Annotated in this window: 21 protein-coding genes; 5 read left to right on the top strand and 16 right to left on the bottom strand. The window is 70.8% G+C overall.

The genetic code is table 11. The features are described 5' to 3' along the window. Positions 1–99: 99 nt before the first annotated feature. A complete protein-coding gene (locus AB0B68_RS10280; protein ID WP_357203324.1) occupies positions 100–609 on the bottom strand; it encodes a hypothetical protein in 510 nt (169 codons plus the stop codon). Between the two features lie 215 nt (positions 610–824). On the opposite strand from AB0B68_RS10280, the gene AB0B68_RS10275 reads away from it, so the two are divergent. Both AB0B68_RS10275 and AB0B68_RS10270 read left to right on the top strand, forming a co-directional pair. Beyond that, entirely contained in the window at positions 825–1,052 is a 228-nt protein-coding gene (locus AB0B68_RS10275) for a helix-turn-helix domain-containing protein (RefSeq protein ID WP_355005552.1), read from the top strand. Between the two features lie 242 nt (positions 1,053–1,294). Next, complete coding sequence (locus tag AB0B68_RS10270) at positions 1,295–1,885, top strand: Rv3235 family protein (RefSeq protein WP_357259118.1); 591 nt, start codon at positions 1,295–1,297, stop codon at positions 1,883–1,885. Positions 1,886–1,989: 104 nt separating this feature from the next. Here AB0B68_RS10270 and secA read toward each other — a convergent pair whose 3' ends face one another. Beyond that, positions 1,990–4,917, bottom strand: coding sequence for a preprotein translocase subunit SecA (secA, locus tag AB0B68_RS10265; protein ID WP_357259114.1), 2,928 nt, complete (start codon positions 4,915–4,917; stop codon positions 1,990–1,992). Positions 4,918–5,085: 168 nt separating this feature from the next. On the opposite strand from secA, the gene AB0B68_RS10260 reads away from it, so the two are divergent. Continuing rightward, the gene (locus AB0B68_RS10260; protein WP_357203315.1) at positions 5,086–6,240 is read left to right on the top strand and encodes a GNAT family N-acetyltransferase; all 1,155 of its coding nucleotides are present in this window, start codon (positions 5,086–5,088) and stop codon (positions 6,238–6,240) included. After that, positions 6,237–7,349, top strand: a complete 1,113-nt coding sequence (locus AB0B68_RS10255; RefSeq protein WP_357203312.1) for a GNAT family N-acetyltransferase — start codon at positions 6,237–6,239, stop codon at positions 7,347–7,349. The genes AB0B68_RS10260 and AB0B68_RS10255 overlap by 4 nt, the downstream gene beginning before the upstream one ends. 55 nt (positions 7,350–7,404) lie before the next feature. On the opposite strand, the gene raiA is transcribed toward AB0B68_RS10255, so the two are convergent. From raiA to efeU, 8 genes are all read right to left on the bottom strand, one after another. Continuing rightward, positions 7,405–8,040 (bottom strand): ribosome-associated translation inhibitor RaiA, encoded by a 636-nt coding sequence (gene raiA / locus AB0B68_RS10250; RefSeq protein WP_357203309.1) that lies wholly within the window; start codon positions 8,038–8,040, stop codon positions 7,405–7,407. 245 nt (positions 8,041–8,285) lie between these two features. Beyond that, positions 8,286–8,960 (bottom strand): ComF family protein, encoded by a 675-nt coding sequence (locus tag AB0B68_RS10245; protein ID WP_357203333.1) that lies wholly within the window; start codon positions 8,958–8,960, stop codon positions 8,286–8,288. 37 nt (positions 8,961–8,997) lie between these two features. Continuing rightward, positions 8,998–10,812 carry an LpqB family beta-propeller domain-containing protein gene (locus AB0B68_RS10240; RefSeq protein ID WP_357259111.1) on the bottom strand — a complete coding sequence of 605 codons (1,815 nt, stop codon included), beginning with the start codon at positions 10,810–10,812 and terminating at the stop codon, positions 8,998–9,000. Further along, complete coding sequence (gene mtrB, locus AB0B68_RS10235) at positions 10,809–12,566, bottom strand: MtrAB system histidine kinase MtrB (RefSeq protein ID WP_357203304.1); 1,758 nt, start codon at positions 12,564–12,566, stop codon at positions 10,809–10,811. The genes AB0B68_RS10240 and mtrB overlap by 4 nt, the downstream gene beginning before the upstream one ends. 12 nt (positions 12,567–12,578) lie before the next feature. After that, positions 12,579–13,268 carry an MtrAB system response regulator MtrA gene (gene mtrA / locus AB0B68_RS10230; protein ID WP_030331519.1) on the bottom strand — a complete coding sequence of 230 codons (690 nt, stop codon included), beginning with the start codon at positions 13,266–13,268 and terminating at the stop codon, positions 12,579–12,581. Positions 13,269–13,494: 226 nt separating this feature from the next. Then, complete coding sequence (efeB, locus tag AB0B68_RS10225) at positions 13,495–14,772, bottom strand: iron uptake transporter deferrochelatase/peroxidase subunit (protein WP_357259108.1); 1,278 nt, start codon at positions 14,770–14,772, stop codon at positions 13,495–13,497. 25 nt (positions 14,773–14,797) lie between these two features. Further along, positions 14,798–15,931, bottom strand: coding sequence for an iron uptake system protein EfeO (gene efeO, locus AB0B68_RS10220; RefSeq protein WP_357203298.1), 1,134 nt, complete (start codon positions 15,929–15,931; stop codon positions 14,798–14,800). Between the two features lie 22 nt (positions 15,932–15,953). After that, complete coding sequence (gene efeU / locus AB0B68_RS10215) at positions 15,954–16,853, bottom strand: iron uptake transporter permease EfeU (protein ID WP_357203295.1); 900 nt, start codon at positions 16,851–16,853, stop codon at positions 15,954–15,956. Between the two features lie 136 nt (positions 16,854–16,989). Between efeU and AB0B68_RS10210 the strand changes: the two genes are divergently transcribed. After that, entirely contained in the window at positions 16,990–17,136 is a 147-nt protein-coding gene (locus AB0B68_RS10210) for a hypothetical protein (protein WP_167493764.1), read from the top strand. A gap of 236 nt (positions 17,137–17,372) precedes the next feature. Here the strand turns inward: AB0B68_RS10210 and ahcY are convergent, their stop codons facing one another. The 6 genes from ahcY to AB0B68_RS10180 form a co-directional block, all read right to left on the bottom strand. Further along, positions 17,373–18,872 (bottom strand): adenosylhomocysteinase, encoded by a 1,500-nt coding sequence (ahcY, locus tag AB0B68_RS10205; RefSeq protein WP_357203292.1) that lies wholly within the window; start codon positions 18,870–18,872, stop codon positions 17,373–17,375. A 279-nt stretch (positions 18,873–19,151) separates the two neighbouring features. Beyond that, a complete protein-coding gene (gene manA, locus AB0B68_RS10200) occupies positions 19,152–20,315 on the bottom strand; it encodes a mannose-6-phosphate isomerase, class I (RefSeq protein ID WP_357259105.1) in 1,164 nt (387 codons plus the stop codon). A gap of 3 nt (positions 20,316–20,318) precedes the next feature. Then, a complete protein-coding gene (locus AB0B68_RS10195) occupies positions 20,319–21,326 on the bottom strand; it encodes a cation diffusion facilitator family transporter (RefSeq protein WP_357259102.1) in 1,008 nt (335 codons plus the stop codon). 67 nt (positions 21,327–21,393) lie between these two features. Beyond that, positions 21,394–22,590, bottom strand: a complete 1,197-nt coding sequence (locus AB0B68_RS10190) for an SIS domain-containing protein (protein WP_357204243.1) — start codon at positions 22,588–22,590, stop codon at positions 21,394–21,396. Beyond that, entirely contained in the window at positions 22,587–22,772 is a 186-nt protein-coding gene (locus tag AB0B68_RS10185; RefSeq protein ID WP_210784501.1) for a Trm112 family protein, read from the bottom strand. Before AB0B68_RS10185 ends, AB0B68_RS10190 begins: the two co-directional genes overlap by 4 nt. 61 nt (positions 22,773–22,833) lie before the next feature. Continuing rightward, positions 22,834–24,219: a phosphomannomutase/phosphoglucomutase gene (locus AB0B68_RS10180; protein ID WP_355005567.1), complete on the bottom strand. Its 1,386-nt coding sequence runs from the start codon at positions 24,217–24,219 to the stop codon at positions 22,834–22,836. Positions 24,220–24,284 lie beyond the last annotated feature (65 nt).

The raw sequence follows: 24,284 nt of genomic DNA, 5'->3' as shown, positions 1-24,284 counted from the left end.
GTGGTGGGCGGTTCACCCGCCTGTGCGGCTTATGTTCACCACCACAACTCCATGATCGGAGCCGGGGGCAGCTCGGGCGGTCTGGGCCGGTGTTCCCGGTCAGTCGGTGGCGTTGAGAACCTGGTCCAGCTCCGTCACGTCGTACCACTCCAGCTCGTGGTCCTCGGCGCCGTCGACGGTGAACTGGGCGTCCGGGTCACCAGCCGCCGCCTCGGCCACCACGTCGGCAGCCGCGCCGACCTCCTCGGCCGCGTCCGCGCTATCCACGTGGATGGCCGCGACGGCACCCACCGGCACGGCGTCGGTCAACGTCACAACGCTGGAGCCGAGCTCACCGTCGCCGCGCCCGACCGCCGCCGACGGCAGGTCGACCGAGACGACGACGCGACGCCGGGGAGCGGTCGGATCGGCCCGGAGCAGGTGCAGGGCGTCCTGGGCTGCGCGGGTGAAGGCGACGTACTCCAACTCCTCCTCGTCACCCTCGGCGTACCACTCACGAAGCGCCGGAGTCACGGCGTGCGCCTGGTCGGCGGCCAGCCCCTCCTCGCGAAGCCGGGCCAGCATCGGTACGGTCGCCGGCACGTACACCCGGACAAGCTCGTCGGTCACCGGTCGTCTCCCCGCGTCGTCCTCCACCGGCGGCCGCCGGCACGGGCGCAGATCATGCCGCACGCCGTGACCGTCATACACCCCGCCTCCGGCCGGTGGAAGTTTCCCGCCGGTGTGTCCGCGCGGGTTGGTCGGCCACTGAACCGGTGCGGCGCTGGGCGGCGAGGTCTGTCGGTGGCAAACTGAGCCAAACGACATCAACCCCGGGAGTTTCTGTGGAACCCAGGTTCCTGCTGCTCTCCGACGTGGCCGCCGAGCTCAACGTGTCGGACTCGCAGGTCTACCACATGGTGCGCAGCGGTGAACTGCCGGCGATCAAGATCGGCGGGCGCGGCCAGTGGCGCGTAGAGCGCACCCGGCTGGAGGAGTACATAGCGCGCAAATACGATGAAACGGCAGACTGGGTGCAGAGCAACCCGCTGGTCGACCGCGACCCCGAGTAGCAGAGCCCCAGCCCGCCCGCCCATCCGACGCGCCGAGCCCCGCCCGAGCGGATGATCCACTCGGTTTCACGGAAGTCGGGGCATTGAGGCCGCTGGGACACCGCGCTATCAAGAAACCCGAGTGGATCATGCCCTCCGTCCAGTCGAGGCCACCGCGAAGCCATTGACCGAGGCCGTTCTGTCACTCAGAATCGAGCTTGTCGGAGGCAAACGTAGGCAAACGCAAGATCGAAGGGGCCCTGATGAACGGAGCACGACCCGGTCCTTCGCGACCACCAGTGCGGCTACGCCCCGTTCCGCCCTTCGACCCGCCCTACGTGGACGAGAGCGACGGGTCGTACTGGCCGGGGCCGACCGACGGTCAACTCGCCCTCGACCTGTTCGCCTCCACCCGGCCCAGCCCGGTCCGGCCGGCGGAGCGGCGAGCAGCCCTGCGCCCGGTGCCCAGCCGGTCCACCACCCACCCGGTCGCGTCGTTGCCGCCGTCGACCGCACCGGAAACCACCCGGGCCGCGCACCGCTTCGTCGGCACCTGCCTGGAGGTGGTCAACGGCTACCGTTCGCCGACCCAGGTGCGAGCGCTACTCGACCCGACCCGAGCGGGCGACCTGCTGACCGAGCTCGCCCGCGCATCCGGCCGGGCCGGGACATCCCGCCGCCGTAGCGGCCGGCCACTGGTCCGGCTGCTACGCCTGCGGGTCTGTGAGCCCCGGGAGACCGCAGTGGAGGCGGCAGCCGTCCTCACCGGCACGGGCGGCCGAAGTTGGGCGATGGCCCTGCGCCTCGAACATCGCCGGGGCCGCTGGCTCTGTGTCGCCCTGCACGTGCTCTGACCCGCCTGCCCCGGTCGGTCGCGAGGCTCACAAGAACACCGACGGGTCCCGGCCTGGTCGGCCGGGACCCGTCGGTCAGACGCTGTCGGTGCAGCTGCTGTTGGTCAGTTGCCGCCGTTGGGCGCGCCGTGGCAGCGCTTGTACTTGCGGCCCGAGCCACACGGGCACGGTGCGTTGCGGGACGGGCCGTTGCTCGCCTCCGCCTGGTTCGGTGCCGGCCGACGGGCAGCAGCCGACGGAACAGCCGGGCCACGCAGCCCGGATGCCGGCCGCTGCGGCGCGGACGGCGCGCTCCGCCCCGGTGCCGCCGGAGCACCCGGAGCCGGTCGGCCCACACCGAGCGCCGGAGCCTGCTGTTCTGCCTGCTCCAAGGCGACCGCGCCCGGGCTGGCCTCACCGTCGATGGTGGGGGCGGAGTATTGCAGGCCCTGCCGCCGCGGTGCCTGGTTGAGGCCCTTGGCCCGGATCTCCACCGGCTTGTCGAGCAGGGTGACCTCGTCGGCCCCCTCCTCGGGCTCCGGTTCGGTCACCTGGACGTCGACGTTGTAGAGGAAACCGACTGTCTCCTCCTTGATGCCCTCCATCATGGTGGCGAACATGTCGAAGCCCTCGCGCTGGTATTCCACCACCGGGTCGCGCTGGGCGTACGCCCGGAGGTTGATGCCCTCCTGGAGGTAGTCCATCTCGTAGAGGTGCTCGCGCCACTTGCGGTCGATGACCTGGAGCAGCACCATCCGCTCGAGCTGGCGCACCCCCTCGGTGCCGAGCTGCTCCTCACGCCGGTCGTACGCGGCGTTGGCGTCGTCCTTGAGGCGGGCGACCAGGAAGTCGGCGTCCATGCCGGCCCGGGAGCCACCGGCCTCCTCTTCCAACTCCTCGATCGTCACGCCGACCGGGTAGAGCTGCTTGAGGCTGGACCAGAGCTGATCGAGGTCCCAGTCTTCGCCGTAGCCGTCGGAGGTGGCGCCCCGCACGTACGCCTCGACGGTGTCGTCGATCATGTTGCGGACCTGGTCGGAGAGGTCTTCACCGTTGAGCACCCGGAGCCGCTCGGCGTAGACGACCTGGCGCTGCTTGTTGAGCACCTCGTCGTACTTGAGCACGTTCTTGCGGATCTCGGCGTTCTGACCCTCGATCTGGGCCTGGGCGCTCTTGATCTGCCGGGTGACCATCTTCGACTCGATGGGCACGTCCTCCGGGATGTTGAAGCGCTCCATCACCGCCTCGACCGCTCCGGCCCGGAAGCGCCGCATCAGCTCGTCCTGAAGGGACAGGTAGAAACGGGACTCGCCCGGGTCGCCCTGCCGGCCGGCACGACCACGCAGCTGGTTGTCGATCCGCCGGGACTCGTGCCGCTCGGTGCCCAGCACGTAGAGGCCGCCGGCGGCCGAGACCTCTTCCGCCTCGGCGTCGCAGGCCTGCTTCCAGGTCGGAAGGACCTCCTCCATCGCCTTGGCGTACTCTTCCTCGTTCTCCAGCGGGTCGAGGCCACGCTGGCGCAGCTCGTTCGCGGCGAGGAACTCGGCGTTGCCGCCGAGCAGGATGTCGGTGCCGCGGCCGGCCATGTTGGTCGCCACGGTGACCGCGCCCTTACGCCCGGCCTGGGCGACGATCTCGGCCTCCCGGGCGTGGAACTTGGCGTTCAGCACGTTGTGCGGGATGCCACGGCGCCGCAGCAGCTGGGAGAGGATCTCGGAGTTTTCCACCGAGACGGTGCCCACCAGCACCGGCTGGCCCATCTGGTGCCGCTCGGCGATGTCCTCGATGACGGCGTTGAACTTGGCCTTCTCGGTCTTGTAGATGACGTCCGGCCGGTCCTCGCGAACCATCGGGCGGTGGGTCGGAATGGTCACGACGCCGACCTTGTAGACCTTGTTGAACTCGCTCGCCTCGGTCTGCGCCGTACCGGTCATCCCGGACAGCTTCTCGTAGAGGCGGAAGTAGTTCTGGAGGGTGATGGTGGCCAGGGTCTGGTTCTCCTGCTTGATCTCCACCCCCTCCTTGGCCTCGATCGCCTGGTGCATGCCCTCGTTGTAGCGACGGCCGTGCAGGATGCGACCGGTGAACTCGTCGACGATCAGGACCTCACCGTCGCTGACGATGTAGTCCTTGTCGCGCTTGTAGAGCTCCTTGGCCTTGATGGCGTTGTTGAGGTAGCCGACCAGCGGGGTGTTCACCGACTCGTACAGGTTGTCGATGCCGAGCCGGTCCTCGACCTTGGCGACACCCCGCTCGGTCACCGCGATGGTGCGCTTGGAGTGGTCGACCTCGTAGTCGCCCTCGCCGTCGGTGCCGGCCTGGAGCCGGGCCACCACGCCGGCGAACTCGCCGTACCAGCGGGCGGAGTGCTCGGCCGGGCCGGAGATGATCAGCGGGGTGCGGGCCTCGTCGATCAGGATGGAGTCGACCTCGTCGACCACCGCGAAGTTGTGCCCGCGCTGCACCAGCTCTTCCTTCGACCAGGCCATGTTGTCGCGCAGGTAGTCGAAGCCGAACTCGTTGTTGGTGCCGTAGGTGATGTCGCACTCGTAGGCGGCCTTGTGCTCACTTGCCGGCCGGTTGGGCAGCACCACGCCGACGGTCAGCCCGAGGAACTCGTGCACCCGGCCCATCCACGCCGCGTCACGCTGGGCGAGGTAGTCGTTGACCGTGATCACGTGGACGCCCTTGCCGGAGAGCGCGTTGAGGTAGACGGCCATGACCGAGGTCAGCGTCTTGCCCTCACCGGTCTTCATTTCGGCGATGTTGCCGAAGTGAAGCGCCGCGCCGCCCATCACCTGGACGTCGTACGGGCGCTGGCCGAGCACCCTGGCGGACGCCTCACGGGCAACCGCGAACGCCTCCGGCAGCAGGTCGTCGAGGGTCTCACCCTCGTCGAGCCGCTCCCGGAACTGTTCGGTCATGCCGGCCAGTTCCTCGTCGGTGAGGTTGACGTAGTCGTCCTCGATCGAGCTGACGGCATTGGCGATCGCCTTGAGGCGGCGCACCATGCGGCCCTCGCCCGCGTTAAGGACCTTTTCCAGAATCGACACGGATCAACGCTCCCCTAGACAGTCTCGAACCATCGTAGGCGCTTCATCGGCGCGATGGTCACTGGTGGCGGTGCTCGACCCCGCCGAACCCGACATAACTCGCGTCCTGCACACGCCCCAAACGTTATCCGGTTACGCCGTCGGCGAACGCTGCGGCAGGATGCACGGGTGGAGCTCGTGGAGATCATCGAGGACGGCGTGCTGCTGCGACCCTGGCGAGAGACGGATGCCGAGGCCGTGCACCGAGCCTGCCAGGACCCGGACATTCAGCGTTGGACCACCGTACCGCGCCCGTACCGGCCGGAACACGCCCACGGATTTGTCACCGAGATGAGCCGGAAGGCCTGGGCCGAGGGCACCGGGGCACCGTTCGCGGTCTGCGACCCGGACACCGGGGAGCTGCTGGGTTCCAGCGGGCTCACCTCGATCGGCGAGGACGGCACCGGTGAGATCGGCTACTGGACGGCACCCTGGGCGCGTGGTCGAGGCGTGATGGTCCGGGCCACCCGGGCGGTGGCCCGCTGGTCCTTCGGCACCCTCGGGCTTCGCCGGCTCATCTGGCAGGCCGAGGTGGGCAACCACGCCTCCCGGCTGGTGGCCCTCCGGGCCGGTTTCCGGATCGACGGCAGGTTGCGGCTGGCCGACCCGGCGCTGCTGCCCGGAAGCGCGGACGGCTGGATCGGCTCGCTGCTGCCCGGCGAGGTGCCGGCCGCCGGGTCGGCCGGTCCGGCCGGGCCGGGCACCCTCGCCGCCCGTCGGGCCGCCGTCTTCGGCCGCCCGCAGCCCGTTCTGTTCGCCGAGACCGGGGCCGGCGAGCTGCGGCTACGGCCCATGGAGGAGAAGGACCTGGACGCGGTGGTGCAGACCTGCCGGGACCCGGAGACCATCCGCTGGACGACGGTGCCGGACCCGTACGACCGGGCCGACGCGGAGGGCTACCAGGCGTACGGCCGCGACTCCTGGGCTCGGGGGGACGCCGCCTGCTTCATGATCGCCGACGCCGACGACCGGTACGTGGGGACGCTCGACCTGCGGCTCTCCCCCACCGACCCGCTGGTGGCCGACACCGGATTCATGACCGCGCCGGCGGCCCGGGGCCGGGGCTACCTGCCCGCCGCGCTGGTCGCGCTCAGCGCCTGGGGCTTCAGCACGTTGGGCCTGGCGCGGATCGAGTGGAGGGCGAACGTGGGCAACACCGCCTCCCGGCGAGCGGCGGAGAAGGCGGGCTTCCTGGTCGAGGGGACGGCCCGGGGTGGCGTGCAGCACCGGGGCGAGCGGGTGGACGTGTGGGTCGGTGCGCTCCTCGCGAAGGATCTGGGATGAGTCTGCGGCCGGTCGTCGAGGCGCACGGGGTGCGGCTGCGCCCCTTCCGCCCGGAGGACAGCGCCGACGTCGTCGACGGCTGCGCGGACCCGCTGACCCAACGGTTCGTGTCGAACCTCCCGACGCCGTACACCGAGGCCGACGCCCGCTGGTGGATCGACGTCGGCGCCCCGGCGGCCTGGACCGGCGGCGGCACGGCGTACGCCGTCGCGGACCCCGCGACCGATCGGCTGCTCGGCGCGGTGGGGCTGAACAACCCGGTGCCCGCCCGCGGTCAGCTGGAGATCGGCTACTGGATGCGGCCGGCGGCCCGCGGTCGCGGGCTGGCCACCGCGGCGACCCGCGTGCTGAGCGAGCACGCGTTCGCCGCCGGGGCAGCCCGGCTGGAACTGCTCACCGAACCGGAGAACGGTCCGAGCCAACGGGTCGCGCTGGCCGCCGGCTTCCGCTACGAGGGTCTGCGCCGGTCGGCCGGTGCGTCCCGCGACGCGGGCCGGCACGATCTGCTGGCCTGGGTACGCGTCACCGGTGATCCGCCCGGCCCGACCGCCCGGCTGCTGCCCGACCTGCCCGGCGGGGTGCTCACCGACCAGGTGGTGGCGCTGCGCCCCCTCGCGCCGGACGACGCGGCGCTGATGTACCGGTTGCACAGCCGACCCGAGGTGGTGGCGAACCAGGCGCCGCCGGTGCCGCCGACCCGCGAGGCGGTCGAGCGGCGTTGTCGTCTCGCGCAGAGCGGCTGGCTGACCGGCGAGATCGCCAGGCTGATGATCACTGACGTGACCAGCGGCGAGCCCGTGGGTAGTTGCGGCTTGTCGTACACCGACGTGGCCGCCGGCGAGGCATCGGTCGGCTACGCGTTGCTGCCGGAGTGGCGCGGCCGGGGGTACGCGACGCGGGCGGTCCGGTTGCTCGCGGGCTGGGCGTTCGGCTCGGTCGGTATCGCCCGGCTGTCGGCCGGAACGGTGCCGGACAACGCCGCGTCGCACCGGGTGCTGGAGCGGGTCGGTTTTCGGCGCGAGGCAGTTCAGCGCGGGCGACTGCCCGGACTGGCCGGCGCCCGCCTGGACGACCTGACCTTCGCGTTGCTGCCCGCCGACCTCCGCTGACCGGTGTCGCGGGGTTGTGGTGGGGGCACCCCACCGCAACCCCACGAGCTGCCGGTCAGGTGGCGAGAGAGATGATGCCGTAGTCGTACGCGTGGCGCCGGTAGACGACGCTGGGGCGGCCGGACTCCTTGTCCTGGAAAAGGTAGAAGTCGTGGCCGACCAGTTCCATCTCGAACAACGCGTCGTCGATGGTCATCGGCTCCGCCGGGTGCACCTTCTCCCGGGCGATGTGCCACGGCTGGTCGTCGTGCTCCTCTTCGACCCGTTCGGCAACGGCGGTGCCGGCGCGGGCGCCATCGCTCGCCGCGCTCAGCGCGTTGGGCACCAGGTCCGCGACCGGCAGGCCAGCGGTGGCCTCGGCGACGGAGATCGGCGCGTGCCGACCCCGGTGTACGCGGCGGCGGTCGGCCGCGCGGCGCAGCCGGGTGTCGAGCTTCGCGATGGCCGCGTCGAGCGCGCTGTAGAAGTCGTTCGTGCAGGCTTCGGCCCGCATGACCGGGCCCCGGGAAACGCAGGTGATCTCCACCCGCTGGCAGTGGTCGGCCTGGCGCGGATTGCGCTCGTGAAACAGCTCGACATCAACGCGAATAAGTTTGTGGTCGTAGCGTTCGATCTTCGCGAGTTTCTCGGCTACGTGTACCCGGTAATGGTCCGGCACTTCGACGTTTCGGCCCTTGACCACGATGTCCACGTGACCTCCCTTTTTCGGACGGTCTTCGATCCGGTTGCCCGGCCGCGCGCCGTGGGGAGACCCGCTGGCGTCGACCGGTTGGTACGGCTACGCCTCCTCTCACCGCCGAGGGTGGTGGGAACGACCTCCTACCCCCGACAGCGAAACGCTAACTCTTGTTTGCCCGGCAGTCACCCCATGTTGCCGAGACGACCCAGGATTTTTCGCAGCTCATACACCAACGGGTGAAACGGAAACACTATGGGTTACGACTGGTGCCTTTTCTCGGTCGCCGCGAGCACCGCCGCAACACCCGGTGCCCATCCTGTCGCGGTCAGCACGCGGCTCGCGGCGGCGAGGGTCACGCCGGTGGTGACGATGTCGTCGAGCAGCACCACGACCGGTGCCGCGGCCCCGGCACGACCCCGGAGCGGCCCCATCGGGCGGGGCTGGAAGGCCGCCTCGGCCGCCGCCGCGCGCCCGGCGCTGTCCAGGGTGACCGAGTCGGGCCGGGGTGACGCCCGCAGCGGACGGTGCACCCGCACCGCCCAACCGCTCCGGTTGAGCCGGGCCGCGCAGTGCCGGGCCAGCCGGTCGAGGTGGTCCCCGTAGCGGGATCGGGCCGCTGCCGCGGTGTCCGGGACCGGAACCAACGCCAGCGGACGGGCCCCACCGACGGCCGCCGCGACGACCTCGGCGAGCAGCGCGCCGAGCGGACGAGCAAGCCCGTGTCGGCCGTGTTCCTTGTACGCCAGCAGGGCCTCGCGCAGCGGACCCGCGTACGGGCCGAGGGCGACGCAGGACGGCAGGCCCGGCGGGGCGGGGGTGGGGCGGACCGCCCGTGGCCGCAATGCACCCAGCGCCACGACACAGGCTGGGCAGACCCCGTGCCGCAGGCCGGGTCGGCGCTCCCGACAACCGGCGCAGTCGGCGGGCAGCACCAGGTCGGCGAGGTCCGCCCAGAGCCCGCTCACCGTGTCAGTAGAGGAAGAACGGCGCCGACGGGTTGCTCGGCCGGACACCGGTCGGCACCGGGGCGATGTCGCGTACCCGGCCGGGCTCGATCCGTTCGAACGGGCTGCTGCGGTAGGCCACCCCGTTCGCCTCGTACATGTACGCCCCGCCGGGCGTCCGCACACTGCGGTTGGTCGGGTACGCGGTCAGGTGGGTGACCTTGGCGCCGAGGTCGGTCCGCAACGGTGTCTCCAAGGCGCCGTCGACACTGATCTCGTAGATCGCCGGCTGGCCGACCGACCCCGCCACCACCAGCTGGTCCTCCCTGCCCCAGTCGACAGCCGTCGGGTTCGTCAGCGAAGTGACCAGCTCTCGGGGCGGGCCGATGGATGCCCCGCCGCCGTCGAGGTTGACCGCGGCGACGTAGAGACGGCCGCCGACGATCAGCGCCACCCGCTGGCCGTCCAACCCGGCGGCCACCGCGGTGACCGCGCCGGAGGGCAGGTTGAGCGGCACCGGATACATCCGGGCCGCCTCGTCGAACCGGTAGAGCTGCCCGTCGGCCACGACGAGGCCACGGCTGGGGCGGTTGTCGACCGTACGCAGCCAGACCGGTCGGCCGATCGAGGAGTATTCGGCGCCGCTGCGGCTGACCACGGAGACCGGGTCGGCACCCGTGCCCACGGCGAGTCGGTACCGGTTCTTGCCGCTGCTGGCGACCACCATCGCGGCGAGGATCCGGCGGTCCTTGGCCAGCCCGAGGCTGGCGGAGACGACGTTACGGTTGGCCTCGGGTGTCAACGGCACCGTGCCGCTGGGCTCGCCGTCGAAGTCGAGTGGGTGGATCGCGCCGTCGTACACGCCGAACCGCTGCGGGCTGGTGGCATACGGGTAGAGCACCCGGGCGTCTCGTCGCTCGCCCAGGTCCACCACGGGCTGCGCGTTGTTGCGGATCTTCAACTCCAGCTGACCGGTCAAGTCGCCCAGCGACCAGGCGATCTGCGTGATCAACTGATCGATCCCGCTCTGGTCGTCGCCGGACATGTCCAGGTTGACCTCCCACCGACCGTTGCCGCCGGTGGCGTTGTTGATCAGCTCGGTGCGGTCGGGCAGCCCGACGACTCCCGGGCGCAACCAGTCGGAGGGGCCACCGACCAGCCACTTCACCACCTCGTTGACCTGCCGCTCGACCGGCACCGCCTGCGGTCGGTAGCGCTGGTCGGGCACCAGGCGGCTGCGGTCCGAACTCCAGAAGTAGATCGTCTCGTCCTGGTAGTACTCCCGAAGGGCGGTGTCGCTGAGCAGCAGCACGTTGGGCGGGTTGATGACGTAGAGGCCGGCCCGGTCATCGTTGACGCCGCCGTTGAAGGACGCGCTGCGCAGGCCGAACTCGTACTCCGTCTCGGTCGCCACCGGTGGGGCCAGGATGCCGTTGGTGCGCAGCACCCCGATCTGCTGCACGGCGATCTTGACGGTCGTGGTCGAGTCGCTGTTGAGGGTGTAGACCGCCTCGCGCAGCCGGACCACGTTCAGCGCGACCTCGCTGCCCTTCTTGTCCTGCAGGCGAGTCTTGTCCTCCGGGGCGATGAACGCCTTGACCCGCTCGTACGCCCGATCCGGCTCGCCGGCGGCGGCGGACAGGAAGTTGCGGACGAACGTCTCGTTGACGCTGCCGCTGGCCGTGCGCGTCGGTGGCTCACTGCCCCGGCTGATCACACCGGCCTCGGTCGCGGCGCTGCCCTTGCCGTCCACCCGCACGTCGGATGCCGCCGGAATGCCACAGCCGGCGCCCAGCAGCACCATCACGCCGAGGGTTCCGAGCAGAGTCGGCCGTCTCACGAGCGCACCTCCGTCCGCTGCCCGTCCCCGGCCGGAGCCGGACCGATCGCCAGTGCCCCGCCGGTGCCGGGACCGATGGCCAGTGGCCCACCGTCGCGGGGGCCGCCGAACGGCAGGGCGGCGTCGGCCGGCACCAGCCGCAGCGGTGAGGTGGTCAGCCGATCGCCAGCACGGGCCGGCAGGGTGAGTCGGAACTGCGCGCCCTGCCCGGGAGCACCCCACGCCTCCAGCCAGCCGCCGTGCAGCCGTGCGTCCTCCAGGCTGATCGACAGGCCCAGCCCGGTGCCCCCGGTCTGCCGGGCCCGCGATGGGTCCGCCCGCCAGAACCGGTTGAACACCAGCTTCTCCTCGCCGACCTTCAGCCCCACGCCGTGGTCGCGGACCGTGATCGCCACGGCGGTCTCGTCGATACCGAGGGTGATCAGCACCGGGCGGGCCTCACCGTGCTCGACGGCGTTGCCGACCAGGTTGCGCAACACCCGCTCGACCCGGCGCGGGTCGACCTCGGCGATGACCGGCGTGCCCGGCAGGTCGAGTTCGATCGGTACGCCCACCCGCTCGGCCAGGCCCGCCAGCCGGTCGACCACCCGGTGCACCACCGGCACCAGGTCGGTCGGCTCGGAATCCAGCATGGCGAAGCCCGCGTCGAACCGACTGATCTCCAGCAGGTCGGTCAGCAGCTCCTCGAAGCGGTCCAACTCGGCCTGGAGCAGCTCGGCGCTGCGGGCTACGGCGGGGTCGAACTCGTCGCGCTCAGCGAAGATCAGGTCGGCGGCCATCCGCACCGTGGTCAGCGGGGTACGCAGCTCGTGGGAGACGTCCGAGGTGAAGCGGCGCTGCAACCGGGACATCTCTTCCAGGCGCAGGATCTGCCGTTGCAGGTTGGTGGCCATCTGGTTGAACGACGCGGCGAGCAGGGCCAGGTCGTCCTCGCCGTTGACCACCATCCGCTGGTCGAGCAGGCCCGCGGAGAGCCGCTGGGCGGTTCGTGCGGCGACCCGGACCGGGTTGACCACCAGCCGGGTGACAAGCGCCGCGAGCAACCCGAGCAGGATCACCAGCGCGACCCCGGTGGCCACCACCGTGGCGCGGGCGTCGGCGGCGGTGACGTCCTGCCGGCCCAGCGGGACCAGGTAGTAGAGCTCGATCTGGCCGAAGCGGGTGGGCACCGGCGAGCCGTAGACAAGGTATTTGGTGGTCTCGCCGGTGAGTCGCCCGGTGCGGATCTGACTCGCCACCTTGCCGTCGGCGATCGCGGCCCGCAGCTCGGGGCTGATCAGCGGCTGCACGTTCGCCGACGGGGAGGTGCGCGTCTGGATGTCGTTGGGATAGTCGTCGGCGGTGATCGCCACCACCACGCCGCTGGTCTGCTGGGGGTCGCCGCCGGCAAGGTAGTTGACGGTGCCGTCGATGGTCTCCTGGAGCTGCGCCTCCTGCGGCTGGCCGTAGAAGGAGACCTGCTTGGCCGCGTAGCTGGCGCCGGTTGTCACCCGCTGCCGGACGTCGCTGCGCGCGCTGTCGAGCAGAATGGTGGTGATCTTGTCAGCGATCAGGAACGCGAACCCGCCGACCAGGAGGCTGGACGCGACCAGCGTGATGGTCACGACCCGAACCTGGAGCGAGCGACGCCAGGTCTGGTGTGCCCGACCCACCGCACGAGCGACCCGACCACTCACCGCACGCCAGAGCTCCCCGCCGGCGCTGGGCCGGCGGGCTGCCGTACTCGGGGAGGGTGGGGGCGGCGAGGTCGACACAGTGCGACCAGGCTATCCGGTCCCCGCCTTGTAACCCACGCCCCGCACGGTGAGGATGATTTCCGGTCGCTCCGGGTCTGGTTCGATCTTGGCCCGCAACCGCTGGACGTGCACGTTGACCAGACGGGTGTCGGCCGCGTGCCGGTAGCCCCAGACCTGTTCGAGCAGCACCTCGCGGGTGAAGACCTGACGTGGCTTGCGGGCGAGCGCGACCAGCAGGTCGAACTCCAGCGGCGTCAGCTTCACCTCCTCGTCGTTGCGACTCACCGTGTGCGCGGGCACGTCGATGGTGATCTGGTTGTCCGGCGGCCCGATGGTGAGCATCTCCGGGGCCACGTCCTCGCCTCGGCGCAGTCGGGCCCGCATCCGGGCCACCAGCTCCTTGGGCTTGAACGGCTTGACCACGTAGTCGTCGGCGCCGGATTCCAGGCCGAGCACGACGTCGACGGTGTCGCTCTTGGCGGTCAGCATGACGATGGGCACGCCGGACTCCGCCCGAATCGACCTGGCGACGTCGATCCCGCTCATGCCGGGAAGCATCAGGTCAAGCAGCACTATGTCGGGACGACTGTCGCGAAAAGCGGCCAACGCCCGCTCGCCGTCCGCCACAAAAGAGGGCAGGAAACCCTCACTGCGCAGCACGATGCCGAGCATCTCGGCGAGCGCGGGGTCATCGTCGACCACCAGTACGCGGGCTCTCATGGGATTAATATTGCATCCTCATTCAGTTCGGTGGGACCGGCGTCCGCCGGTAACGCTCAGCGCCGCCGTCAAACCGGGTGCCAGCAGTCCGCGGCGGCGGCGCCACGTGCTGCGGTGCCTGGGCGCACGGATGGCCGCGGGCCAGGCTGCCACCATGATCCCCCTTTGGCGGCGCCCGGCGCCACCGCAAGCCGGACCGATCCGGCTGTCGCCATCCGGACGACGGTCAGCCGAACAGCCCACTCCCCCAGTGTTCCCCGCCGTCGCGTACCCCGGGCGGGCAGGCGAACACCCCGCTGGAGACGTGTCGCAGGTACTCGTTCATCACGTCGTGCCGGGCCAGCTGCGTCTGGATCGGCACGAACTGACGGCGTGGATCACGCTGGTAGGCGATGAAGAAGAGGCCCGCGTCGAGCCGGCCGAGGCCGTCCGAGCCGTCGACGAAGTTGTAACCCCGGCGGAGCAGTTGGGCCCCGCCGTTCCGGCTTGGGTGGGCCAGCGTGACGTGGGCGTGCTCGGCGATCACCGGCTTCCCGTCCGCGCCCCGGGCGGCGAAGTCGGGCTCGTCGAACTCGTCGCCGCGACCCAGCGGCGCGCCGCTGCCCTTGGCCCGGCCGACGATCTCCTCCTGCTCGGCGAGGGAGGTCCGGTCCCAGGTCTCCACCAGCATTCGGATCTTGCGGGTCACCAGGTACGAGCCGCCGGCCATCCAGTCCGGCCCGTCGCCCGGCTGCACCCACAACTGGTCGCGCAGCAGGTCGGTGTCCTCGGCCTTGAGGTTGGCCGTGCCGTCCTTGAACCCGAAGAGGTTGCGTGCGGTGGCCTGCTCCCGGGTGGTCGACGAGGTGCGACCGAAGCCGAGCTGCGACCAGCGGACGCTCACCACGCCCATGCCCAGCCGGGCCAGGTTACGGATCGCGTGCACCGCCACCTGCGGGTCGTTGGAGCAGGCCTGGACGCAGAGGTCGCCGCCGGAGAGCTGCGGCTGCAACGCGTCGCCAGGAAACTTCGGCAGCTCGGCGAGGGCGGCAGGACGACGCTCGGCGAGACCGAAGCGGTCCCGTCCGTCGGCGTCGCGGAACAGCGTCGGCCCGAAACCGATGGTGAGGGTGAGCTGCGAGGGAGGCAGGCCGAGCGCCTCGCCGGTGTCGTCCGGTGGGGCCTCCGGCATCCCGCCGACCGCACCCAGCACCCCGGCGTCGCGCCCCGCCGTCATCCGGGCGGCGGCGGCCGTCCACTCCTGGAGCAGTTCGACGAGTCGGGCCCGGTCCTTGGTGATCACGTCGAAGGCCACGAAGTGCAGCCGGTCCTGCGCCGGGGTGACGATGCCGGCCTGGTGCTCTCCGTGGAACGGCACCGCCCCGGCCGGGTGGTCGCTCGCCGCGGCCGGGCCATGGGAGCCGTTCAGCAGCGCCCCCGCGCCGGCCGCCACTCCGGCGACCCCCGCCACCCCGGCGCCGGCCAGGGTGATCGCCCGGCGCCGGGTGAACCTGCTTCCGCTCATCGACTCGACTCTTTCTGCCAGGTGGTCACTTCGCGACGGCCGCGGCGACCTTGCTGATCGGCTCGGCGAGCGCGTTGATCCCGTCGGAGAGCTCCTTGAGCTCGGCCTTGCTCAGCGCGGTGTGCAGCTTCCACCCGTCGCCGTCGCGGTGCTTGCCGAGCAGGCCCTCGACGTTCGTGAACTCGGCGTCCAGCTGACTCACCAGCTCCGGCGAGCGCTGCTGCAACGCGGGCCGCAGGGCGGACACGGCGGCCTTGGAACCTTCGAGGTTGGCGGCGAAGTCCCACAGGTCGGTGTGCGAGTAGCGGTCCTCCTCGCCGGTGATCTTGCCGCTGGCCACCTCGTCGAGCAGTTCCTTGGCACCGTTGGCGAGCTGGAGCGGGGAGAGCTTCTCGGCGTTCGCCTTGGCCACGATCTCCTTGACATCCACCAGCAGGCGGTCGGCGATCGGGCCGTCCTTGGAGATGTCGCCGGACTGCCAGAGGTCCTTCTCGATCCGGTGGAAGCCGGTGAACTCCATCCCCTCCTCGAGGACCTCCTCGCGGCCGTCGATCTTGGGGTCGAGGTCACCGAAGATCTCAGCGACCGGCTCGATCCGCTCCCAGTAGGTGCGGGCGACCGGGTAGAGCGCCTTGGACTTCGCCACATCGCCGGCCTTGACCGCGCCGACGAACTCCTCGGTCTTGTCCAACAGCGCGCTGGTCTGGCTCTTCACGTACCGCTGGTAGTTGTCCGTGGCGTCACCCAGCGCGGCGTCGGCGGTGAGCGGCTGCGCCGACCCGCTGACCTTGAGCGCGCCCCGGATGCCCTTGCCGCTCATCCCCGGCTTGCAGGCCGTCTGATACGTGCCGGCCGGCAACTCCACGTGCAGCTCGCGGCTCAGCCCAGGGGCGATGTTCTCCACCTCGCCCATCACCCGGTCGCCGTCGGCGTACACGTAGAACTCGGTCACCTTCGCACCCGAATTGGTGATCTTGAAGGTGGCGGTGCCGGCGCCCAGGTCGGTCGAGCCGACCTCACAGGCGGTGTCGCTGGCCTTGACCACGATCGGTCCGCCGGACCCGGCCGAGTCGCCCTTGTCGGAGTCGGAGCAGGCGGCCAGACCGGCCGTGGCCAGCACGCCGGCGGCGGCCAGCGCGAAGAACTGGGTGGTACGCATCGAAGCTGTCTCTCCTCGTAGGTCAGGCACGCTGCGGCGCGGACGCCGCCTCTGCCTCAGCGCCGGTGTCGGCCCCGCGCTCGGTGACGGTGGTGGTGGTCGCGGTGGGTGCCGGCTTACGCCGGGCCGGTCGCAGGAAGAGCAGGAGCACCGGTACGGCGTACGCGACCCAGGCGATCGTCTCCAGCACTGTGGGCGCGGGGGTCACGTTGAACATGCCGGCGAGCAGGGCCGCGTACCAGGTGCTCGGGTCGAGCACGCTGGTGATGTCGAAAGCCAGGTCGTTCAGGCCGGGCAGGACGCCGGCCTCCTGGAAGTCGTGCACGCCGTACTTGAGGATGCCGGCGGCGACCAGGATCAGCAGCGCGCCGGTCCAGGTGAAGAACTTGCTGAGGTTGATCCGCAGGGCGCTGGCGTAGAGCAGCACGCCGAGGACCACGGCGGTGACGATCCCGCCGATCAACGCGAGCAGCGGGCCGCTGTCGCCGGCCGCACCCTGGGCGGCCGAGTAGAAGATCAGCGCCGTCTCCAGACCCTCGCGGATCACCGCGAGGAACGCCATCCCGGCGACGGCGAGGGACCCGACGGCCAGCGCCTCGGTGAGCTTGCCCCGCAGTTCGCCGGCGATGGTCCGGGCGGCCCGGCGCATCCAGAAGATCATCCAGGTCACGAAGACCACGGCGGCGACCGAGGTGATCGCCTCGAACAACTCACGATCCTCGGATCGGGACAGCAGCGAGGTCGACGTGTACTCGATCAGCCAGCCGAAGAGCACCGAGAGCGCCACGGCCAGGCCAACGCCCGCCCACACCTGCGGCAGCCGGTCCCGGCGCTGCGACTTCACCAGGAAGGCGACCAGGATGCTGACCACCAGGGTGGCTTCCAGCCCTTCCCGCAGACCGATCAGGTAGGTGGCGAACATCCGAGCTCCGAGTAGGTTAGGCACGCCTTGGTTGACTTAGGGCAGGCATACCTTCCTCCTGGTCAGCGTCGTCGTCAAGTCGTTCACGACAAGCTCACCCTGTCTACGGCGAACTCCACTGTGCGAAGATCGCGCCGTGAGGGGATTCCTGCCGTGGTTGACGGTCCTGGCCGTGGTGCTGCTGCTCAGCGCACTACGCCTACGGGCACTGGCCACCCTCGTCTCGCTCGGCTGGCTGGCCTGGTGCATCTGGACCTGGTTCCGCCCCACCCGCCGCACCTGACCAAGCCCCGACCCCGCGTTCCGAACCCCGCTCCCCGCTCCCCGCTCCCCGCTCCCCGCTCCCCGCTCCCGCGATCTTGCACTTTCTGCGGCGACATATCGCGCCCAAAGCCGCGAAGTTCCAACCGAAACTGCAAGATCGCGGGGAGCGCAGGGCAGATCGCGGGAGCGCAGGGGCAGGGCGGAGACGACGGACCGGGCCGGCTGCGAACAGCCGACCCGGTCCAGAGGTGTCGATCAGTAGCGGTAGTGATCCGGCTTGAACGGACCCTCCGTGGAGACGCCGAGGTAGGCGGCCTGCTCCTTGGTCAGCGTGCTCAGCTTGGCGCCGAGTGCGCCGAGGTGCAGTCGGGCCACCTTCTCGTCCAGGTGCTTGGGCAGCACGTAGACGCCGATCGGGTACTCCTCGGTCTTGGTGAAGAGCTCGATCTGGGCGATCGTCTGGTTGGCGAACGAGTTCGACATGACGAAGCTCGGGTGCCCGGTCGCGTTGCCCAGGTTCAGCAGGCGACCCTCGGAGAGCACGATGATGGCGTGCCCGTCGGCGAAGCGCCACAGGTCGACCTGCGGCTTGATGTTGATCCGCTCGACGTCGGACCGCTTGGCCAGCCCGGCCATGTCGATCTCGTTGTCGAAGTGGCCGATGTTGCCGACGATGGCCTGGTGCTTCATTCGGGCCATGTGCTCGTTGGTGATGACGTCGAAGCAGCCGGTGGCGGTGATGAAGATGTCGGCCTGCTCGACAACGTCGTCCAGGGTGGCGACCTGGTAGCCGTCCATGGCGGCCTGCAACGCGCAGATCGGGTCCACCTCGGTCACCACGACCCGGGCGCCCTGGCCGCGCAGCGACTCGGCGCAGCCCTTGCCCACGTCGCCGTAGCCCATGACGACCGCCATCTTGCCGCCGATCAGCACGTCGGTGGCGCGGTTGATGCCGTCGATGAGCGAGTGCCGGCAGCCGTACTTGTTGTCGAACTTGCTCTTGGTCACCGAGTCGTTGACGTTGATGGCCGGGAAGAGCAGGGTGCCGGCCCGGTGCATCTCGTAGAGCCGGTGCACGCCGGTGGTGGTCTCCTCGGTCACGCCCTTGATGCCGCCGGAGATCCGGGTCCACCGCTGGCCGTCCTCGCCGAGCGAGCGGTGCAGCAGCTCGAGGATGACCGCGTACTCCTCGGAGTCGGCGGACTCGACGGGCGGGACCGCCCCGGCCCGCTCGAACTCGGTGCCCTTGTGTACGAGCAGGGTCGCGTCGCCGCCGTCGTCGAGGATCATGTTGGGGCCCTGCCCGTCCGGCCAGGCGAGCACCTGCTCGGTGCACCACCAGTACTCCGGAAGGGTCTCGCCCTTCCAGGCGTACACCGGAACCCCGGCCGGAGCCTCGGGGGTGCCGTCCGGGCCGACGACGATCGCCGCGGCGGCGTGGTCCTGGGTGGAGAAGATGTTGCAGGACGCCCAGCGCACCTGCGCGCCGAGCGCGACCAACGTCTCGATCAGGACGGCGGTCTGGATGGTCATGTGCAGGGAGCCGGTGATCCGCGCGCCGGCGAGCGGCTGCGCCTCGGCGAACTCGCGACGGATCGCCATCAGGCCGGGCATCTCGTGCTCGGCGAGCTGGATCTCTTTACGCCCGAACTCGGCGAGCGACAGATCCGCCACCTTGAAGTCGCCGTCGGCGAGCGTGCTCGGCCGGGCCTCGGACGGCGTGCCGCTGGCGGACGCCGGGAGGGTGCTGGTCATGAAAGCTCCTGTCGAACGATGTCTGCGCCGACCTTCCACCTTACGCGCGTCGGCGACGGGCATCAGGCACGGTCGGCGGACAGCGCACGGGGCGGTCGGTGATGGACGGACTTTCCCGCCCACGTCCCGCCCGCCCCGTGCATCCCCCCGGTTTGGTTCCCCCGCACGTTCTCGGACCGTCGTCGCGATAACGCTGCGTACTCATAGAGTCACACTCAGGCAGGATGACGTCAAGCTATTCCGGGAAAGTCGGACTTGTGCCGTTGGCCCGAGTCGGGGTCAGCGCAGCCCGGACGTCGCCACGAACGCCACACCGGCGCCGTCGATCCGCAGCGGCGCTTCCAACGCCGTACCGATCGCCGCCTCGCCGGAGGCCAGCGTCAACGCGCCGGCACCGTCGTCCACGGTGATCGCACCACCAGCGCAGAGCACCACCCGGGGCCCCGGCAGCGACAGTGTCACCGAGGGCACCGCCGCGTCGACCCGGACCCGGTGCAGCGCGAAGTCGTCCACCGGCACGGGCCAGCAGTCCACGCCCGGGCCGACCGGCTCCGCGGCCCGCACCGGATCGACGAGCACCTCGAAGCGCAGCACCCGCAACAACTCGTCGACGTCCACCCGCTTCGGGGTCAGGCCGCCGCGCAACACGTTGTCGCTGGCCGCCATGATCTCCACGCCGCAGCCACTCAGGTAGGCGTGCAGGTTGCCGGCGGGCATCCAGATCGCCTCCCCCGCCTCCAGCCGCAGGTGGTGCAACAGCAGGGCGACCAGCGCCCCCGGATCCCCCGGGTACGCCGTGGCCAGTCGGCGGGTCAGCTCCGCGTCCGGGCCGTCGGTCGGCGCCGCCACCACAGCGGCCAGCAGGTCGTGACGCTTGGCGACCGGCCAGCCGAGCAACGTCCGCACCGCCGTCCGCAACCCTGCCGGCCCGGACCGCAACGCGGCGACCACAGGCGCCAACTCCGGTACGCCGAACGCCGCGAGCGCCTCGGCCGACTCCGCCGGATCCCGGAAACCGCACAGCGCCTCGAACGGGGTGAGCGCGACGAGCAACTCCGGCTTGTGGTGCGGGTCGGAGTAGTTGCGCGGCCCCTCGGTGCGCCCCGCCTCCGCCGCGTAGCCAGCCTGCGCCTGCTCGGCGTCCGGGTGGGCCTGCAGGCTCAGCGGAGCGTCGGCCGCGAGCACCTTGAGCAGGAACGGCAGCCGGTTGCCGAACCGCTCGGACACCCGCTGGCCGAGCCACTGCCCAGGTTCGTCCCGTACCAGGTCACAGAGGCTCACCCGCAGACCGGCACGATCCACGAGGGCCGGGGCGCCCGGGTGGGCCCCCAACCACAGCTCCGCCTCCGGGCCCGCGCTCGGCACCGCTCGCCCCTGGAGGAGGGCGATGGCCGAGCGCGAGCCCCAGGCGTAGTCCCGGATCGGCCCGTACAGTGGCTCCACGCGTCAGCCCCCGGGCCGCCCGGCCGGCTCGCCCGACGTGTCCTGCGGCTGCGGCACCGCGGTGTCGGCCGCGGCACCGGTGCCGGCCTCGGCGGCAGCGGTGCTGTAGACGTCCGGCTCCAGATAGATCACCCGGGCGATCGGCACCGCGGCGCGGATCCGCGCCTCGACGGCGTTGATGCCACGGGCCAGGTCGTGGGCGCTCTCCCACTCCGGAACGGCGATCTTGGCGGCCACCATCAGCTCTTCCGGGCCCAGGTAGAGCGTCTTCATGTGGATGATCCGCTCCACCTCGGGGCCGTCGGTGACGGCCCGCTCGATGGCAGCCAGCTCGGACGCCTCGGCGCCCTCACCGAGCAGCAGGCTCTTCGTCTCGATGGCCAGCACGACGGCGATGACCACCAGCAGGATGCCGATCATCGCGGTGCCGGCGGCGTCCCACTCGCCGTTGCCGGTGATCAGCGTCATGGTGACGCCGAACAGGGCGAACACCAGACCGACCAGGGCGCCGAAGTCCTCCAGGAGCACCACCGGCAGCTCCGGCGCCTTGGCCCGGCGGATGAAACGCACCCAGGACTGGTTGCCCCGGATGTGGTTGGACTCCTTGATGGCGGTCCGGAAGGAGAACGACTCCATGATGATCGCCAACACCAGCACGACCACCGGCAGCCAGTGCCAGGACTCGATGCCGCCCTTGTCATGCCACTTGTGGTACGCCTCGTAGAGCGCGAACAGGCCACCGATGCTGAACAGCACGATGGACACGATGAACGCGTAGATGTAGCGCTCCCGGCCGTACCCGAACGGGTGTTCCGGTGTGGCCGCGCGCTTCGCCCGCTTGCCGCCGAGCAGCAGCAGACCCTGGTTGCCGGAGTCGGCGACCGAGTGGACCGCCTCGGCCAGCATCGACGACGAGCCGGAGAGCAGGAACGCGATGAACTTGGTGACGGCGATGCCGATGTTGGCCAGCAGGGCGGCGACAATCGCCTTCGTCCCACCGTTGGCGCTCATGCCACCGCTCCGCTTCGCCGCACGAAGCCGCTCGGTCCGCGCATGATGCGCCGCCCCGTACGTTCGTTCACTGGTTCGACAGCTCCTTCATCTCGGTGATGGCCGGAACGGCCATCGGGTCCAACCCGTGTGCCAGAGCAAGGTAGATCGAGGCGAAATCCGGAACGGCGATCAGCGACGCCAGCCGCTCCAGGGCGGAGCCGCCCTCGGCGGTCACCACGTCGCACCGCACGCCACGGCGCTCCGCGAGGGTCTGCACCGCGTCCGCACGGCGCTCCTCGACGGCGAGCGGCTCGTCGGTGTCGTCCTCGGCGTTGAGCCCGCCGTCGCGCAGCAGCACCAGCCGCAGCCGGGTGCCCTCACCGTCGTCCTCGGCCGGGTCGGCGAAGATGTCCCGCTCCCCCTCGGCCAGGCCGCCGAAGACGCCGTCGAGCAGCCCGACCCGACCCCGCCCGGCCTCACCCAACGCTCCGGTGACCACCGGGTAGCGGGCGTTTGCCGACAGGGTGTCGCCGAACCGGCGGGCCGCCACCGTGGCCAGCGGGGACGAACCCCAGACGATGGGGATCGAGCCGGCCAGGCCCAGGGCCAGTGACTTCGCCGGGTTGACGAAGGACTCGGCCGCGGACCGGCAGCGGTCCGCGTCCGCGTCGAGCCGGGACGCGGTCTCGGCCAGGTCCGCCTCGTTGACCTTCACGAGCCCGAGGGAACGGGCGGCGAGCAGGACCGGCACCGTGAGCGCCCAGAGGCTGGCCCGGGCCGGGGCACGCCGGGGCACCGGGATGAACGGCGCCCGGGCCTGCTCGGCGATCGACTGCAACTGCGAATCCGGGGCACCCACGGCGACGAGTCGGGCACCACGGCGGTGGGCCGCCTCGGCGGCGCCCAGCGCCTCCGGGCTACGTCCGGACGCGCTCACCGCGATCACCACGTCGGCGGCGCCCACCCAACCGGGCACGCCGGCAGAGCGGTGCCCGATGATCGGGACCGGGCAGCGTGGCCCGGCGACAGTGGCCAGCACGTCACCGGTACGCCCGGCGGTGCCGATGCCGGCGATCACGACGGCTCGGGGCCGCCCGTCGTCGGCGAGCACCGCGAGGTTCGCCTCGGCTGCCAGTGCGGCGCTCTCGCGAACCTGCGCACCGGCCGACGCCGTGTGCCGGAGCATGCCGCCCGGGTCGGCCTCGGCCAACGCCTGCGAGTTGTCGAGCAGGGCCTCGTCGGCGTCACGGCGCCCACTGACCCCGGCCGTACCGTCGATCATGAGGTCTGCCCGGGGCCGCCGCGCGCCTCGTCGAGCAGCAGCACCGGCACGTCGTCGCGGACCTCGAAGATCCGGCCGCACTCCGTGCAGGTCAACGTCTGCGCCTCGGCGTCATAGGTGAGCGGGGCGTGGTGCGTGTCCGGACAGGCAAGGATCTCCAGCAACTGCGGATCCAGGGCCATGGCACGGCTCCTTCCACGTGTACGGCTTGACCGACGGCGGTGCCGACCGGCGCAGGCGATCTTATCGGCGAACGCGGTCGAGCACGTCGTCCCGGAGCGAGACCATCCGATCCCGGGTGGGCGCCTCGACGTTGAGCCGCAGCAGCGGCTCCGTGTTGGAGGCGCGCAGGTTGAACCAGGCGCCGTCGGGGAAACGCAGGGTGAGCCCGTCCATCTCGTCAGCGACCGCGTCGGGATACGCGGCACGCACCTCGGCCACCGCCGCCGCCTGGTCGGTCACCGTCGAGTTGATCTCGCCGGAGGCGATGTAGCGCTCGTACTCACCGGCCAACACGGACAGCGGCAGCGACTGCTCACCCAGCGCGGCCAACGTGTGCATCGCGGCGAGCATCCCGGTGTCGGCGAACCAGAAGTCCCGGAAGTAGTAGTGAGCGGAGTGCTCGCCGCCGAAGACGGCGTTGGTGCGGGCCATCTCCGCCTTGATGAAGGAGTGCCCGACCCGGGCGACGACCGGCTTCCCACCGTGCTCCCGGATGATCTCCGCGACGGCGCTGGAGGTGATAAGGCCGTGGATCACCGTGGAACCCGGGTGCTTGGCCAGCTCACGGGCGGCGACGAGTGCGGTGATCGCCGACGGTGAGACCGGTTCGCCGCGCTCGTCCACCACGAAGCACCGGTCGGCGTCACCGTCGAAGGCCAACCCGATGTCCGCCCCGTGCTCGACCACAGCGCGCTGAAGGTCGACCAGGTTCGCCGGGTCGAGTGGGTTGGCCTCGTGGTTGGGGAAGCTGCCGTCCAACTCGAAGTAGAGCGGCACGATCTCCAGCGGAAGCGGCGACAGGGCCGCGTCGCCCAGCACCGTCGGAACGGTGAAGCCACCCATGCCGTTGCCGGCGTCGACGACCACCTTCAACGGCCGGATACCCGACAGGTCGACCAGCTTGCGCAGGTAGCCGGCGTAGTCGGGGAGCAGGTCGCGCCGCTCGGCGGGCCGGGTCGGCGCTCCGGCGGGACGAGCGTCGCCCGAGTCCAGGAGTGCCTGGGCCCGCTCCCGGATCTCGGCCAGGCCGCTCTCCTGGCCGATCGGGCGCGCGCCGGAGCGGCACATCTTGATGCCGTTGTACTGCGCGGGGTTGTGGCTGGCGGTGAACATCGCGCCGGGCAGGTCGAGCGAGCCGGACGCGTAGTAGAGCAGGTCGGTGGACGCGAGGCCGATCTCGATCACCGAGCGGCCCTCGGCGCGTACGCCGGTGGCGAACGCGGCGGCCAGGCCGGGCGAGGTGGCCCGCATGTCGTACCCGACGACGACGGCGTCGCCCGGCTCGTCGGTGGAGTTGAGCAGTTGGGTGAAGGCGGCGCCCAGTGCCTCGGCGGCCCGTTCGTCCCACTGGTCCGGCACCGTCCCGCGGACGTCGTAGGCCTTCACAATCTGGGACAGATCAGACACGTGTTCCACTCCTTGGCCGCAGGTTAGACACCGATCCTGAGCCTAACGGAGGGCCGGGCCGTCCT

The organism is Micromonospora sp. NPDC049049 (assembly GCF_040649115.1).
Lineage (GTDB): Bacteria > Actinomycetota > Actinomycetes > Mycobacteriales > Micromonosporaceae > Micromonospora.
This window is presented reverse-complemented; position numbering and strand designations above follow the sequence as displayed.